The 16,046-nt window shown below is 70.5% G+C and carries 12 protein-coding genes; 6 read left to right on the top strand and 6 right to left on the bottom strand.

Annotated features, from left to right (window positions below):
• Positions 1-1,821: a M14 family zinc carboxypeptidase gene (locus tag ACZ6R6_RS16545; protein WP_470094118.1), complete on the bottom strand. Its 1,821-nt coding sequence runs from the start codon at positions 1,819-1,821 to the stop codon at positions 1-3.
• 139 nt (positions 1,822-1,960) lie between these two features.
• On the bottom strand, positions 1,961-2,365 hold the full coding sequence (locus tag ACZ6R6_RS16540; protein WP_470094116.1) for an ATP-binding protein: 405 nt from the start codon (positions 2,363-2,365) through the stop codon (positions 1,961-1,963).
• 188 nt (positions 2,366-2,553) lie between these two features.
• Between ACZ6R6_RS16540 and ACZ6R6_RS16535 the strand changes: the two genes are divergently transcribed.
• Positions 2,554-3,396, top strand: a complete 843-nt coding sequence (locus ACZ6R6_RS16535) for a helix-turn-helix domain-containing protein (protein WP_470094114.1) — start codon at positions 2,554-2,556, stop codon at positions 3,394-3,396.
• A gap of 40 nt (positions 3,397-3,436) precedes the next feature.
• Entirely contained in the window at positions 3,437-3,667 is a 231-nt protein-coding gene (locus ACZ6R6_RS16530) for a DUF397 domain-containing protein (protein ID WP_470094112.1), read from the top strand.
• A gap of 59 nt (positions 3,668-3,726) precedes the next feature.
• Here ACZ6R6_RS16530 and ACZ6R6_RS16525 read toward each other — a convergent pair whose 3' ends face one another.
• From ACZ6R6_RS16525 to ACZ6R6_RS16515, 3 genes are all read right to left on the bottom strand, one after another.
• Positions 3,727-6,645, bottom strand: coding sequence for an AAA family ATPase (locus tag ACZ6R6_RS16525; RefSeq protein ID WP_470094111.1), 2,919 nt, complete (start codon positions 6,643-6,645; stop codon positions 3,727-3,729).
• Positions 6,646-6,659: 14 nt separating this feature from the next.
• Positions 6,660-7,352, bottom strand: coding sequence for a hypothetical protein (locus tag ACZ6R6_RS16520; RefSeq protein WP_470094109.1), 693 nt, complete (start codon positions 7,350-7,352; stop codon positions 6,660-6,662).
• 197 nt (positions 7,353-7,549) lie between these two features.
• Positions 7,550-10,198 carry a glycoside hydrolase family 3 N-terminal domain-containing protein gene (locus ACZ6R6_RS16515; protein ID WP_470094107.1) on the bottom strand — a complete coding sequence of 883 codons (2,649 nt, stop codon included), beginning with the start codon at positions 10,196-10,198 and terminating at the stop codon, positions 7,550-7,552.
• A gap of 404 nt (positions 10,199-10,602) precedes the next feature.
• Here ACZ6R6_RS16515 and ACZ6R6_RS16510 point away from each other — a divergent pair, with 404 nt between their 5' ends.
• The 3 genes from ACZ6R6_RS16510 to ACZ6R6_RS16500 all read left to right on the top strand — a co-directional run bounded on the left by ACZ6R6_RS16510 (position 10,603) and on the right by ACZ6R6_RS16500 (position 12,894).
• Positions 10,603-11,403, top strand: coding sequence for an SDR family oxidoreductase (locus tag ACZ6R6_RS16510; RefSeq protein ID WP_470094105.1), 801 nt, complete (start codon positions 10,603-10,605; stop codon positions 11,401-11,403).
• A gap of 222 nt (positions 11,404-11,625) precedes the next feature.
• On the top strand, positions 11,626-12,009 hold the full coding sequence (locus ACZ6R6_RS16505; protein WP_470094103.1) for a carboxymuconolactone decarboxylase family protein: 384 nt from the start codon (positions 11,626-11,628) through the stop codon (positions 12,007-12,009).
• 255 nt (positions 12,010-12,264) lie between these two features.
• Positions 12,265-12,894: a hypothetical protein gene (locus tag ACZ6R6_RS16500; RefSeq protein ID WP_470094101.1), complete on the top strand. Its 630-nt coding sequence runs from the start codon at positions 12,265-12,267 to the stop codon at positions 12,892-12,894.
• Positions 12,895-13,082: 188 nt separating this feature from the next.
• On the opposite strand, the gene ACZ6R6_RS16495 is transcribed toward ACZ6R6_RS16500, so the two are convergent.
• Positions 13,083-14,342: a nucleotide sugar dehydrogenase gene (locus ACZ6R6_RS16495; protein ID WP_470094099.1), complete on the bottom strand. Its 1,260-nt coding sequence runs from the start codon at positions 14,340-14,342 to the stop codon at positions 13,083-13,085.
• 180 nt (positions 14,343-14,522) lie between these two features.
• Between ACZ6R6_RS16495 and ACZ6R6_RS16490 the strand changes: the two genes are divergently transcribed.
• The gene (locus ACZ6R6_RS16490) at positions 14,523-15,689 is read left to right on the top strand and encodes an ice-binding family protein (RefSeq protein WP_470094097.1); all 1,167 of its coding nucleotides are present in this window, start codon (positions 14,523-14,525) and stop codon (positions 15,687-15,689) included.
• Positions 15,690-16,046 lie beyond the last annotated feature (357 nt).

Raw genomic sequence — 16,046 nt, 5'->3', positions numbered from 1 at the left:
TCAGGGCTGCTGGGTGATCTTGACGTCGTCGATTCCGGCCTCGACGAGCGAGGCGGTGGAGGCGTCGGCGGCTTCGATGAGGATGCGGACGCTCTGTCCGGCGAAGGCGGAGATGTCGGCCTCGGCCGTGGCCCAGGCGCCGTTGCGGTTGGTGGCGGCGCCGAGCTGCTGGAAGACCTGGGTGGTGGTGGAGCCGACGACCTTCACGCGCAGGTAGTCGGCGCTGGAGGCGTTGGAGCCGTGCGCGAGATACCAGGAGAAGCCCAGCTTGAGGGTGCCGGAGGCGGGCAGGGTGACGGCCGGCGACTGGATGGTGGTGGTGCCGCCGTCGACGTCGTGCTCGCCGGCGGAGGCGCCGGCCAGCCGTCCGGTGACCAGGTCGTTGGTGCCGCTGACGGTGGCGCCGAGCTGCTTGGCGCCGCTGGAGGTGGTGGCCTCGGGGTCACCGCGCTCCCAGCGGCCGAGGGTGGCGGTGTCGGTGCCGCCGGGGTCGGCGGTCCAGCCGGTCGCCGTCTCGAAGGTGTCCTGCCAGACGGTCACGGGCGGGGTGCCGGTGCCGCAGTACTGCGGCTCCTTGCCGATGATCCGGTAGACGCAGTCGGAGTACTCCAGGAAGCGGAGCACGGCCTCCCGGTTGCGGGTCGTCTGCGGGACGATCTGCTCGTCGGGCGGGTAGAAGCCCGGGGACCCGGTCGGATACATCTCGAAGGTGTAGCTGAAGATCTTGTGGGCGCCCCACATCCAGTCGTCGATCGAGCCGTCGGTGATGTAGAGGTCGCTGGCCTGCTCGGGGGTGTAGCCGTTGGTGCCGGCCATGTTCCGGCCCAGGGCCGCGAACGCGTCGTGGTCGTCCTGGGTCAGGCCGGGGGCGGTGTCGTTGTTGGTGTAGCCGTAGGGCCACAGGACGAGCTCGCCGTAGGTGTGCCAGTCGATGTGCGCCTTGATCTGCTGCGCGCCGCCGACCACCCGGCTGCGCACCCAGTCGGCGACCGCCCTGACCTCGGGCGCCGACTCGGCGGCCGGACCCCGGTAGGTCTCGCTGGAGGTGGAGCCGGAGGAGCCGCCGCAGCAGCCCCACTGGTAGGCCCAGTTGCGGTTGAGGTCGGTGCCCACGGAGGAGGAACCGGAGTTGGGCTGCCGGTTCTTGCGCCAGGAGCGGTAGGAGCCGGTGGCGATGTCGTACTCGCCGCCGTCGGGGTTGAGGTCCGGCATGATCCAGATCTCGCGCGAGTTCACCAGGCCGGTGATCCTGCTGTCGGTGCCGTAGCCGTCGGTGAGCAGGTTGAGGATGTAGAGCGCCATCTCGACGGTCAGGTGCTCCCGGGCGTGCTGGTGGTGGGTGAACAGCACCTCGGGCTCGTTCTCGTCCGTGCCGACGTTGTCGCTGATCTTGATGGCCATCAGGTCACGGCCCTCGTAGGAGGTGCCGTAGCTGCTCTTGCGGGCGATCGCGGGGTGGTCGGCGACGATCTGGTTGATCGCGGCGGTCATCTCGGCGTAGTTGTGGTAGCCGGAGTCGGCCGGCGGGAAGTCGAAGGTCCGCACGTCCGGGGACGGGGACCTGGGGATCTTCGTGACGGTGTAGCCCAGCTTCTTGATCGCGGCGACCTCGGCCTCGCTCGCGGTCACCACGACCGAGGCGGAGTCCACCTGGTCGATCGCCGCGCCGGTGGCCGCGACCGCGCTGCGCTGCCGGGAGTCACTGGGGCCCTGCACCTTGTACTGGCCGTTCGGCGGTGGTTCGGCCGATGCCCCTGCCCCGGTCATGCCGAGACATGACAGCGCCAGGACCGCGAGCACCACGATCAGACGGCGTCTCACCTGCGTCCTCCTCAGGCGCGCGCTCTAGGGGGTTTGTCACGCGCCTGCACTGAGAGTCAGGCAAGGATGTCGATCGGCAAAGGCCCAAAATTTCTGGCCTGTACGGCTTCCGCCCCCAAGAAGGCAAAAGTCATCGGGGTCAGAATGCGACCTCGAACCAGAGGGTCCTGACCCCGCCGCAGTCGTCCCGGGTCCCCCACCGGGCCGCGAGCAGGTCCACCAGGAACATCCCCCGCCCGTTCTCGGCCGCGGGGTCGTTGCGCACGTGCGGGGCCGACACCCCGGAACCGGCGTCGGACACCTCCACGAACACCGCGCCGGAGCCCACCACCACGGTCATCGCCACCCGGCCGCCGCCCCCCGACCCCGAGTGGACCACCGAGTTCGTCACCACCTCACTCACCAGCAGGACGACGTCGTCGGACGCGGGATGCCCCTCCCCCAGGAGCTCCCTGACCCGACGGCGGGCCACCGAGACCGACTCCGGCACCCCCAGCAGGGTGACCGTCGATCGAGGCGGAACGGTCCGCTGCTCGAGCGTCATGATTGCCCTCACTCCCCGACATGCACATTCACATGCACATCGCGCTCCGAGATGGCACACTCACTCACGGTGAACTGTTCTATCAGGGACTTCAATAGCTCATATTGAAATTCCACAGTTTCCTCCCCCTGGACGGAGGTACGTGCATGGCTTCCCGGCGCAGCCCCACGGCCCGCCATCGCCGTCTCATGGCGGAACTGACCCGGCTCCGGGAGAGCAGCGGGCTGACGCGGGCGCAGGTGGCCGAGCGGATCGGCTCCACCGACACCACCGTCTGGAGATACGAGACGGGGCTGACCCGTCCCAGACCCTCCGACGTGTCGGCCCTCACCGAGGTGTACGGCGTGACCGGGGAGGCCCGGGCCTCCCTGGTCCAGATGGCCAGGGAGGCCCGCCAGCGAGGTTGGTGGCACCGGCACCGGCAGGCGCTCAAACCTGGTTTCGACTCCTACATCGGGCTGGAGGCGGAGGCGTCGGTGGTGCGCTCGTACGAGCCGCAGGTCGTCCCCGGCCTGATGCAGACCGAGCCGTACGCACGCGCGGTCATCGAGGCGACCGCTCTCACCCACGCCCCCTCAGCGGTTGACGAGAAGGTCTCCGTGCGCATCTCGCGCCAGCAGTTGCTGCACGGCACCGGTGACCCGATCCAGCTCGTCGCGGTGCTCGACGAGGCGGTGCTCCGGCGTCAGGTCGGCGGTCCGGGTGTGATGCGCGAGCAGCTGGAACACCTGCTCGATCTCGGCAGGCGGCCCAACGTGGAGATCCGGGTCATCCCGTTCTCCGCCGGGGCGCACGCCGCGATGGACGGCAAGTTCTGCCTGCTCAGCTTCCCCGAGCCCGAGGATCCCGACCTCGTCTATCTGGAACAGGCCGCAAGCGGGCTCGTTCCGGAGGATCCGGAGGAGGTCCGCCGATACACCCTCATGTTCGGGAGCCTGTCGGCACTGGCTCTCGGCGCGGAGGCGTCGGCCGCCTTCATCGCCCAGGCGGCGAGGAGTTGTCCACCCAACAGTAAGAACACAGCACAGTAAGAACACAGCGGAAAGTAGGTAGAGAGTGCGGGGGTCCACGATGGATCTGTCCAGCGTCGTGTGGCGCAAGAGCAGTCGCAGCACCAACGGAGGCGACTGCGTCGAAGTGGCGGTCGTGCCCGGTGACCCGGCTCTGGCCGGGCACAAGGCCGACGCCGATGAGCTTTATCTCGTCCGTGACTCCAAAGACCCGGACGGCCCGGCGCTGGCGTTCACTCAGCGTGAGTGGGACGCCTTCGTCGGCGGCGTGAAGGACGGCGAGTTCGGCTGAGCCGTGTTCCGGGGGGCCGGAGCGCCGGCCCCCCGGAAGCGCCGACGTGCCCCGGGCCCTCAGCGGGCCCGAGGGCCGTCGGTGCCGTTGTAGCCGAGAATCCGCATCGCGACCTCGGGGTCCATCGCCGCGGCGAGGAACTGGGCCCGCTCCACGGCGCGGTCCCGCTGGGCCTCGGCCCTGAGCCGGGCCGCCCGGCCCGCGCGGATCACCGTCGAGACGACGCCGGCGCCCACGAGGGCCGCCACCACGGCGCCCGACACCGCCAGGAGCGTGCCGGCCCCCGGCGTGATCGTCACCCTGTCCGCCATCATCGTCCTGCCGTCGAGCACGTAGACGCCGAGCAGCGTGAACACCGCCAGCGCGGCCAGACTGGCCGCCACCACCGCCACCACCCGGGACCGCCGCCACCTCGGCGGCGCCACGGCACCCGGCAGGGGCGGGGCGGGCGGGAGCGCGGGCGCCTGACCGCCCTCACCCCCGTCGCCCCACGGCACGAAGTCCGGCCCGGCCACGGCCACCGGCCCCACCGCGGCCGGCAGCGCGGAGCCGTGACCGTTGCCCGTCACGACCGCGCCCCGGACGAGCGACGCGACGGGTCCGGACCGGGGCCCGTCCGGCGGGACGGGCAGGTCCCGCGCCACGTGGCTGTGCTCGCGGTGCGCCCGGGCGGCCTCCAGGTGATACTCCTCGATCTCGGCGTAGAACTCGTCCGAGGCGTAGGCCGAGCCGTCCACCAGCGACCCGCGCCGGCGCTCCAGGACGGCGATCACGTCGTCGCCGTTGAGCGTCTTGTAGGTCTCCAGCGCGTGGGCCAGGCAGAGCACCTCCCGCCGGTGCTCCTTCAGCAGGTCCCCGACCGCCTCCAGCAGGCGGACCAGGTTGTACTCGATCCGCTCGCCCAGCACGTCGGGGGCCAGGGGCTGCCCGCCGCCCGGCGCCCTGGTGAAGCCGGCCCCGCCGCCCCCGCCGGGCCTGGGCATCGACGTGCCGCCCGAGATCTCCAGCTCCTGCAGGGCCGGCACCGAGGTCACCCCGCGCCCCATCCCCCAGTGCGCCTCCATCAGCGCGGTGAGGTAGGTGGCCGAGTAGAGGTCACCCGAGACGCCGGAGGAGTTGTCCTCGGCGAAGAACATCCGCTCCCCGGCCAGCGAGGCGAGCGAGACCATGATGTCGGCCTCGTGCTCGGACTTCCACCGGGTGAACTGGTCCTCGGGCTTGACGCTGGCGACCATGCCGAGATAGTCGGCGCCCTTCTCGATCGTGGCGATGTCGATCTCGAGGTGGTAGCGGGTGCGGTAGGCGGCCACCGCGTGGCACGCCTCGTGCACGGCCACCGCGTGCCGCTCCCGCTCGATGTACTCCACGTCCTCGGGCGGCCCGAGCTGTTTGAGCCGCTTGGCCGTGGTCACGTCCGCCCAGGTGATGACGTTCCGGCCAGCCCGGATCGCGGTGATCAGCGACTCGTTCACCAGGTCCTTGATGGTGGCGCCGGTGGCGTAGGGCGTGATCGTGGCCAGCTTGTCCAGCTGCTCCTCGGTCAGCTCGTGGTCGACCTTGTCGAAGTAGCCCCGGTAGGTGCGGACCCGTCCCGCCTTGGAGGGGTAGCCCACCTTGTAGATGCGGTCGATGCGGCCCGGCCGCAGCAGCGCCTCGTCCAGCGAGTTGGGCATGTTGGTCGCCATCATGACCAGGATCCGATACTTGGGCGGCGGCTTGGGCCGCATGCCGAGCAGCCTGCGGATGTGGCGGTTGACGACGCCGCGCGGCTTCTTCAGCCCCGACAGCTCGGTGAGCAGCGCCTGCAGCGTCCCCGGATCGCCGCCTCCGCCGCCCATGTTGCCGCCCATGAAGAAGCGGCTGCGGCCGGTGCCGGGCTCCTGCCCCTCCCCCGCCCCCCTGCGGGTCAGCAGCCACCGGCTCTCCTCGGCCAGGTAGTCGAAGCCGTGGCAGCCCGCCGAGCGGGCGGAGAGACCCGGGCCGCCCCTGGGTCCCTGCTGCGCCAGCGAGCCACGGCGGCCGAGGGAGTCGGCCTCGTCGAAGAAGACGATCACGCCTCCGTACCGGAGGGAGAGCTTGCGGAGCTTCCTGAACAGTGACTTCACCTTCAGGATGCCCACGCCCATGAACATGTTGACGAACGCGCCGGGGTCCACGAAGACGTACGGCTTGCCCGTCTCCCCCGCCACGGCCTCGGCCATCAGGGTCTTGCCGGTGCCGGGCGGCCCCCACAGCAGCAGGCCGCTGGGCACGTAGCCGCCGCGCTCCTCGATCTCGTCGGGCCGTTCCAGGAAGACGATGTTCTCCTTGACCCGCTCGACCACGTGGTCCTGTCCCCAGACGTCGGTGAAGCGGGTCTTGATGTCGTCGGGGAAGTAGGTCTCCACACCGCCCCGTGACAGCAGCCAGAACAGGCCGACGAACTGGAAGACGATGAAGAAGAACGCGAAGGCGAGCTGCGCCACGTACGGCAGGGCCTGCCAGAGCAGGGCCGGAGCCTGGAACAGCGCCAGGGCGGGCGAGGTCTCCAGCACCTCGCCGAGCACCAGGGCGAGCAGCGCGATCCACAACAGCCACTTGACGGCCCGTGCCATCCTGAAGCGGTTCCAGTCCGAGAAACGGCGGCGGGTCCAGCGCTCGAAGCCGCCGAACACCCCGCGCGTCCAGAACCGGTGGTATCCGGCGGAGCGCTCGCTGACGGAGAAGTGGATCTGCCGCAGGACCTCGGCCCCCAGCAGCCAGAAGATCCACGGTGCGGCGGTCACGGCCCTGACCGTCGCGTCCCGGACGCTGATGATGCCCTCGTAGGAGGCCATCTCGTTCCAGACCAGGATGAGGTAGACGGCCGTCAGGACGAGGACGAACTTGACCCGGTCCCACAACGGCATCCGCTTACGGGTCCGGGGGTGGGGGTCGGCCGGGCCGGAGCCGGGTGCGCGGAGGCCCTCGAAACCGGGGGCCGGCGGGGGTGACTTCATGTGCGGGCCTCTCCTCACCCGGTGAGTCGCTTGACCTTGAAGGAGTGCGCGATCCTGTCGAACTCGGCGGCACGCCTGCGGTAGCAGCCGGCCGAGCAGCGGATCAGCAGGGTGGAGATCTGCCCGCCGTCTCCGGCCAGGTAGGAGGTGAGGTCGAAGGTCTGCGTGCCGGCGCCCCGGACCGCGTAGTTGAAGCGCACGTGCACCCCGCGCAGGCCGTCGCCGGGCTGGAGCACCTCGTCGGCGAGCAGTTCGAAACCGGTCAGCGGGTAGCCGGGGATCTGCGCGTACTCCTTGCGCAGCGGCTCGGTGACGGGGATGACGGAGTTGCGCATGCCGTTCAGGGAGACCGCGTCCCGCGCCTCGGGCAGCAGCGTGGTGACCTTGGCGAAGACGAACGGCTCGTCCCCGGTGCCGTGACCGAGGAGGTGGCCGGCGGAGGGCTCGGCATGGGCGTCGTAGCCGATCGACCAGACGAGCCGCCTGCGCAGCCGGGCGGTCGCCGACTCGGGGTCCTCCCCCGTGGTCGCCCTGTCCAGTGCCCTCTGGTCGACCTTGCGCCAGGTCGCCGGGACTTTGAAGTAGGTGTGGCCGTCGTCGTGGCGGACATAGGTGAACTCCGGACCCGCGCATCCGGTCAGCACGCCGCACAGGACGGGGACGACCCCGGCCGAGACCGCGAGGGACCTGGCCCTTGATCTTTTCACCAGGGCTATACCTCCGCTTTACGGGCTAACAGTAGGGTTGTGCCCGTTTTTTGAGTATCGCTCTCCTCTCGCGGCCCAACCATCTTGGAAATCTTGACCAAATCTTGGCGATTGGTTGGCTTCACTTGTTACAGATCATTCGGGTGAGGCCACAGGACGGCCACCGCCTCCGGCCCCACCCGCCTGACCGGCGACGTCTAGGTCAGGCTGTCGCAGCTCCTGGCGTCGGAGTCCTTGGCCGCCTTCGGCACCCACCGCACGTTGGCGAAGGAGGCGGAGAACGCGCCGTCGGTGTAGACGAGGAACGGCGTGTTGACCGCCTCCAGGTCGAGGCCCGTGGCCGCGAAGCACGCGATCGGGATCTTGACCGTCGCCTTCACCCCGGGCGTGAGCCCCTGGAACAGCGAGGTCGCCGCCACCTCGGAGAAGCACGGATAACCGCAGTGCACGCTGATCACGGTCCTGGCGGCCGGGGCCTGGTGGACGACCGTGTCGAAGACCAGGGCGCCGTCGGCGTTGAGGTAGCCCCGCAGGTCGTGGCCGCCCGCCGGGTCCTGCATGTAGATCTGCGCCGGACCGGTGCCGTTCCAGGTCGCCTTGAGGCCGTCCTGCTGCACGTTGACGTCGGACTGCACCACGTTGATCGCCGAGTGCGCCGCCTCGCCGTCGACGCCGATCTCGGTGCCGCCCCAGTTGTCGGCCGAGCCGATGAAGCCCTTGTAGGGCGGGACGTCCATCCGGTTGAAGATCTCCAGGTCCTCGCTCGCCTCACCGCCGCCGCCCGGCTGGCCGCAGCCGGCCGGAGGGGCGGTCTCGTCGAGGGTCCCGACGGATCCGCTCTGCCCGTGGCGCAGGCCGTAGCCGAGGGGGAAGAGCGGGTCGTAGCCCTCCTCGCCCCGGTTGAGCGGCGTCTGACAGGCGCTCTTCGGCCAGGAGTACGGCAGGGTGCCCGTGTAGCCGGCCCCCCTGTGCGGTCCCCGGACGAGCAGGTCCGCGACGCCGCCGCCCTCGGTGCCCGGCAGCCAGGCGACGACGAAGGCGTCGGAGCGGTTGAGCTCCTTGTTGACCCAGAGCGGGCGGCCGGTGACGTAGACGGTGACCACCGGCGCGCCCTTGCCGCTGACCTTGTCCAGGACGGCCAGGTCACCCGGGTGGAGCTTGGCCGCCTCAAGCGTCCGCCGCGCGAGGTCGCCGACCCCCTCGGCGTACGGCGTCTCGCCGATCACCGCGATGACCGCGTCGTAGGCCGAGGGGTCGACGCCGTCCGCCGTCTCGCTGAAGGTGACGTCCGCCTCGCCCAGCGCCTGCCGCAGGCCGCCGAGGATCGTCGTACCGCCCGGGAAGTCGGCGTTGGTGTTGCCGGTGCCCTGCCAGGTGAGGGTCCAGCCGCCGGTCTGGTTCTGCATGCTGTCGGCGCTCTTGCCGACCACGAGCACCTTGGAGCCGCCGGCCAGCGGCAGCACCCCGCCCTTGTTCTTGAGCAGGACCTGCGACCTGCGGACAGCCTCGCGGGCGAGCCTCTTGGCCTCCAGGGCGTCGGCCGAGCCGGCCAGGGCGCGCTCGGACGGCCTGGGCGCGCTGAAGACGCCCGCGCGCAGCTTCACCCGCAGGATCCGCGTGACCGCGTCGTCGATGCGCGCCATCGGGATCTGGCCGGCTTCGACCTGCGCGATCGTGTTGGCGATGAACGCCTTCCAGTCGTTCGGCACCATCACGACGTCCAGACCCGCGTTGACGGCCCGCGCGCAGCTCGCGTTGGTGCATCCGGCGACCTGGCCGATGCCGTTCCAGTCGGAGACGACGACGCCGTCGAAGCCCATCTTCTGCTTGAGGATGCCGTTGAGGACGCGCTCACTGCCGTGCAGCTTGCCCTCCTCGATGCCGAGGTCGGTGTTCGTCCAGCTGTTGAAGGAGGCCATCACGGTCTGGGCGCCGGCCGCGAGCGCGCCGTAGTAGCCCTGGCCGTGAATGTTGATCATCTCGGCCTCGGAGGAGGGGTTCACCCCCTGGTCCACTCCCTTGAGGGTGCCGCCGTCGCCGATGAAGTGCTTGGCGGTGGCGATGACGCCCCTGTCGCCGATGCCGCGCGGGTGCCGGCCCTGCAGGCCGTTGACGACCTCGTAGCCGTAGGCCCGGGTGATGCGGGGGTCTTCGGAGAAGCCCTCGTAGGTGCGGCCCCACCGGTCGTCCCGGACGACGGCGAGCGTGGGCGCGAAGGCCCAGTCCTGGCCGGTCGCGCGGAGCTGCGCGGCGGTCGCCGAGCCGATGTCGCGGACGAGGCACGGGTCGTGCGCGGCGCCCAGGCCGATGTTGTGGGGGAAGACCGTCGCGCCGTGGACGTTGTTGTTGCCGTGGACGGCGTCGATGCCCCAGATGACCGGGATCTTCGTGCGCGTGCCGGTGGACGCCTCCCAGTAGGCGTCGGCGAGGTCGAGCCAGGCCCGCGGCGAGGCGTGCTTGTCCCGGCCGGGCCACGAGCCGCCGCCGTTGAGCACCGAACCGATGCCGTACCGCCCGACCTCCTCCGGGGTGATCGCGGAGATCTCCGGCTGCGTCATCTGGCCGACCTTCTCGGCCAGCGTCATGCCGGCGAGGATCTTCGCCACCCGCTTCTCGCCAGCCGGGTCGCGCTTGATCCGGCTCTTGACCTTGGGCCACTCGGAGAACGTTTGCAGGCTCCTGTCGATGCGGGCGCAGCCGCGGGCGTCCAGCGGCGGTCTGCCGATCTCGGGCTGCCGGGCGCCCCCCGCAGCCCCCACGCCCTCCGCGGCGGCGGTTCCCCCCGCCGTCTCGGCACCCGCTCCCGGGGCGCCGACAGCGCCTCCGACCAGGAGTGTCAGGCTCACCAGCGCCGCCAAGGCGCTCCGGCGGGCGCGTGATCGCGCGAGGGGTCCGATCATGGGCAGTCCGTTCTCGAGGCACGGCGGCGGTGGCGGCGGCCCTGGCCGGACCGCATTGCGCAGATCTTGACCCTGTGAGGACGGTCCGGTCAATAGCTTCAAGAGAGCGCTCTCACGAGTGGCGGGGTTTCCGGCGGCGGGTCCGGAGCTCCCGCCCGGCCGTCCGGAATTTGGGTCTAGGCAAGGACCGGCCACTGAACTAGCTTCCGACAGGTGCCCGGCCAGGCGGCAGGCGTCCGGCCACGGGACCGTCCATGCCCAGGAGCTCGGCGGAGCGGACCGGACAGCGAGGCCACCGGTCGCCGGCGCCCGGACCGGGGCCGTCCGGGGCCGCCGACCACGGAGGTCACATGCCCGGAGCCCTGCACCACCCCGAGCGGCGGCCGGTCCTGGTGACCGGGGCCTCCTCGGGGATCGGCTCGGCCGTGGCCGTCGGGCTGGCGGCGGCCGGGTATCCGGTGGCGCTGGGCGCGCGCCGGACCGCGATCTGCGAGGAGCTGGCGGCGAAGATCCGCGCCGACGGCGGGGAGGCGGTGGCGCTGGCGCTGGACGTCACCTCGGACGAGTCCGTCTCCTTTTTCGTCGCCGAGGCGGAGCGGGCGTTGGGGGAGGTCGAGGTGGTCGTGACGTGCGCGGGCGAGGTGACGCCGGAGAACGCCTACGAGACCGCCACCCCCGACTTCGAGGCGCAGCTCCAGCTCAACCTGGTCGGCACCCAGCGGTTCGTGGCCAAGGTGGCGCCCGCGATGGCGACGAGGCGGCGCGGCGACATCGTGTTCGTCAGCTCCGACGTCGTACGGCTGCCGCGCCCCCGGATGGGCGCCTACGTCGCGGCCAAGAACGGCGTCGAGGGCCTGGCCCGGGCGATGCAGATGGAGCTGGAGGGCACCGGGGTCCGGGCGTCGATCCTGCGGCCGGGGCCGACCCTGTCGGGGGTGGGCTCCACCTGGCCGGTGGAGGTCCTGCAGGCGGTGCTGGACGACTGGGTCAGGTACGGGCTGGCCAGGCACGACCATTTCCTCAACCCCCGCGACGTGGCGGCGGCCGTACTGGCCGTGATCTCCATGCCGCGCGGCGCGCACGTCACCCTGCTGGAGGTCGAGCCGGAGGCGCCCCTGCGCCTGGAGCGGCCGCAACGGCCGGGGCGGTGAACGGCGACGGTCGCAACGCTGGCGCAACCCCCTCCGTGTGACCTTCGGAGGGCGGCCGCACCTGTAACGCCCGGCGATCTTGATACGACATATTGGTATATGTCAGGACTCTTGGCGGGAAGGAGCTATCCCTGGCGGCGGAACCGGCCAAGGATGGAGGGGCCGAGACGCCCCTCACCGCGCTAGCCCCGGATCGGCAGGCTGACGGACTGGGAGTGCCCCATGAACGACCACGCGGACGACGCCGCCCCTGACCGCCGGGCCCGCGGATTGGAGATCATGAAGCGGGTCTACGGCCGCAACCACGTCGGTGACGGCCCCGGCGACTTCTTCGGCATGACCGTCGAGCACCTGTTCGCCGAAGTGTGGTCCAGAGACGGGCTGAGCACGCGGGACCGGCGGCTGCTCCTGCTCGGCCTCCTCGTCGGACAGGGCGCCGACGACATGATCGAGATCCAGCTCGACGCGGCGCTGCGCACCGGGGAGCTCACCCCGGACGAGCTCCGCGAGATCGTCATCTTCCTCACCCACTACGCGGGCTGGCCACGCGGCGCCAAGCTCAACACCCAGGTCGAGGAGCTGATCGACCGCGTCATGAGACCTTAGGCCGTGTCCGTCGGATCTCGGGCGGCTCCGGCGTGGCGCCGTTGCCCGCCGAGATGGGCGCGGTTGCGGCGGTACCCGGCCTGACGGAGCCGGCCGGGCGCGACGGACGGGTGATCCGCTACGGGAGTACGGACCACGTGTGGCACGACGACGGGCCGCGCCGCGCGCTCCGTGCCGCGATCGGCGTGCTCACGACCGTGGGCGGGAAGGGCCGGGACGGCGGAAAGTGTCGTGCCCGCCGCCTACGATGCCGTGGTGATCGACTTCGACGGACTGCGCGCCGACCGCTCCTGGCAGCTCACCTGGTCCGGCGGGACGATCGACCCGCTGAGCCGGCTGCACGAGGGCTTCACCGACGACACGCGCACCGGCCTGTGGGAGGCGCTGCCGGCGCTCCGGGAGCTGACCGCCGAGGGCGGACTGCTGTTCGACGAGATCGACGGCGACGCGCTGACCTCGCTGACCGAGCTGCGGCTGCGCGGCGCGGTACTCGCCGACGGCGCGGTCTTCCCACGCAAGGCGCCCAGCGTCGTCACGCTGGCCCTGGAGATCCGCTCGGACGTCTTCGGCACCGAGTGCCCGCTCGAGCAGCTCGACGAGCTCGACCCGGCCGGCTACCCCGCCCTACGGCACCTCGACCTGAGCCGCGCGGAGTTCGACACCGGCGACTTCGGTGTCCTCGAAGCTCTCGCCGGATCCCCGGTCCTGCCCCGGCTGGAGAGCCTGAAGATCAAGAGCCTGCGGATCCAGGAGCACGAGACGGACGGCGACCCGCTCGAAGCGCTGGCCGGGCTGGCCCCCGCCTTCGCCCACCTGGCCCTCTCCGTGGCCGGCGAGATCGACGTCGAGGGCGCAGCCCGCGTCCTGTCTTCGCAAACGTGCTAGGCGTACTCACCCCTTGTGGTCAGTACACCCAGCGCCGCGCCGTACCCCGCCGCGCGCACCGGACCCGCCGCGCCGGCGATCGGCGGCGGACGGGGAGCGGCCGGTGGCACCAGGGTGTCGCCGGCCCGCCCGCCCGGGGACACCCGGCGTCCGGCGCCCCGTGGCACCCGGGACGCCGGGCGGGCCGCTCAGAGTCGCTCGACGTTGGGGCCCCGGCAGCGGTTGCGCGTGTCGAAGACGAAGGCGCCCATCTGCTCGACCAGCTCGTAGTCGAAGCAGTCGTGGTCGGTGAGGATCACGACCGCGTCGGCCAGGGCCAGCTCCCGGCCCGTGGGCCTGACGATCTCGATCCCCGGCGGCAGCAGGGAGTCGTCCACGTGCGGATCGGCGGCCCGCACGTCCGCGCCCAGCTTCCACAGGGCTCTGGCCACTTCGATGGCGGGCGACTCGCGGCAGTCGCCGGCGTTCTTCTTGTAGGCGAGTCCCAGCAGGAGCACCCGGCTCCCCTTGATCGACTTGGACCGCCGGTTCAGCCCGAGGATCAGCCGGTGCACGACGTGGTCGGGCATGTGGTCGTTGATGTCGTTGGCCAGCTCCACGAACCGGAAGTTGTGCCCCAGGCTGCGCTTGACCTTCCAGGACAGGTAGGACGGGTCGATCGGCAGGCAGTGACCGCCGACCCCGGGCCCCGGGGTGAAGCGCATGTAGCCGAACGGCTTGGTGGAGGCGGCGTCGATCGCCTCCCAGACGTCGATCCCGAGCTGCTGCGCGAAGATCGACAGCTCGTTCACCAGGGCGATGTTGACATGCCTGAAGGTGTTCTCAAGGAGCTTGCACAGCTCGGCCACCTGCAGCGAGGAGACGGGGACGACCTCCTGCACGATCCGCCCGTAGAACGCCCCGATCCGCTCCAGGGAGGCCCCGTCGAGCCCGGACACGACCTTCGGCGTGTTGTCCAGCCGCCACCGGGGGTTGCCCGGGTCGATCCGTTCCGGGCTGTAGCCGAGGAAGAAGTCCTCGGGTGCCTGCAGCCCGGAGCCCTCCTCCAGCAGGGGCCGCAGATACTCCTCGGTGGTCCCGGGATAGGTGGTGGACTCCAGGATCACCGTCGCGCCCCGCCGTACCAGCGGGGCGATGGACTTACCGGCCGAGCCGATGTGACGGAGGTCGGGGACGCCCTCGCGGAGCGGCGTCGGCACCGTTATCACACATACGTCGAACCCCTCGGCGTCGGCGTAGTCGCCGCTGGCCAGATACCGCCCCGAACGGTGGGCCGCGGCCAGCAGGTCGTCGCCGACGTCTTCGACATAGGACTCGGCGGCGTTGAGCCGCTTGACCCGCCACTCGTCCAGGTCGATCCCCACGACGTCGAACCCGGCGTCGACCGCCCGCATCGCCAGCGGCAGACCCACGTAACCCTGGCCGACAACGACCAGCTTCTCTCTCATGTCAGGACCCCCGTCACTTCGAGATGAGATATGACCCGACTGTATGAGTCGGGCGTTTCATAACGTCGATTCAGCGGCGGCACGGGCGTGTCGTTCCGCAGGGCATTCGCGAACACGCCAGTAAGGTGACGATTATTAACATGTGGCATTATTCTTCATTGCGGACATAAGGATATGTCTATGATAAATACCGGCTACCCACGCATTCTCCGATTCGCCGGGGCTCTCTCGATAGTCGTCGCCACAAGCATCCCCTTCACTTCCCTGCCGGGCGCGACCGCTCCCCCCGGCACGGCCGCTCCCCTCGGTGCGAGCACCCCCCTCGGCGCGACCGCACCGCGCACCGCGACCGCACCGCGCACCGCGAGCGCACCGCGCACCGCGAGCGCGGCGGTGCCGCCGGTGGACCTCGGCGAGGCCGAGGAGTGCACGGTGATGGCAAGTGACGGGGTCACCAACACCGACCTCGCCACGATCACCGGCGATCTCGCCGTAAGTCCGGGCAGCGCCGTCGTCGGCTTCCCGCCCGGCGCGGTGCGCGGGGAGATAGAGGTGGACACCGCCGAAGCGAGGAGGGTGATGGCCGACGCGACCGCCGCCTACCATGACGCCGCCGGCCGCACCCCCACCGCCACCGTGCCCGCGCAGCTCGGCGGGGCGACCCTGCCGCCCGGCGTCTACGACACCCCCGGGGGCGTGTTCGGGCTGTCCGGGACGCTGACCCTCGACGCCGTGGGAGACCCGGACGCGACCTTCATCTTCCAGGCCACCGCCCTGAACACGGCGCGGGTCAGCAACATCGACCTCGTGAACGGGGCCCAGGCCAACAATGTCATCTGGCAGGTCGCCACCGACGCCAACCTGGGGAGATACTCCACCTTCCGGGGGAACGTCCTGGCGCTCAACTCCGTCGACGTGACCACGGGCACGGCCATGTACGGTCGCGCGATGGCGCTCGACGGCCTGGTCTCCATCGCGGGCACCGTCACCCCGCCCGCCACCCGCGTCACCTGGCCGGCGGACCCGCCGACCAGCACTTCTCTGACCTCCTCGCCGAACCCCTCCCGGAGAGGGGAGCCGGTCACCTTCACCGCCATCGTGAACGGGAACGTCGACGGGGTCCGCCCCAGCAATCTCGTGCTCTTCAAGGACGGCCCCGTCATCATCGGCTCGGTGATCATCGGTACCTCGGACCGCGCCGTCTTCACGACCTCGGAGCTGACCAGAGGGGTGCATGAGATCACCGCCGTCTACGCGGACGGCGGCACCGCGGTGGGCGAGGCGTGGGTTCACTTCGCCCCGAGCGAATCTCCCGTTCTGATCCAGCAGGTGCTCAACCGCAGATAGGACCGCCCCTCGACATGACCCGCCTTTCACCCCCCCATTTCAGGGTGACCGGACGGGACCGTGGCATCGCATCATCGCCAAATGCACAGACGTCACGAAAGATCCGGACCAAATGGACGGCCTTTGTTCTGCAGTGTCATATATTTGCCTCTATCGCAACTCCATCCCGGAATCCCCGCTTCCCTGAAGGGGTATCTCCCGATCGCACCGTTCACAGGACGGTGACCGGAAAAGCCGGTTTTCGGCGCAGGGGGATATAAGTGATTTTTCATCGTCTGCTAACCAGGGCGATCGCGTTGACCATGGCCTGCGGGACTCTAGGGCTCCCGGATACGGCGGCGGCCGGACCGGCCGCCG

The organism is Streptosporangium sp. NPDC048886 (genome assembly GCF_055586905.1).
This window is presented reverse-complemented; position numbering and strand designations above follow the sequence as displayed.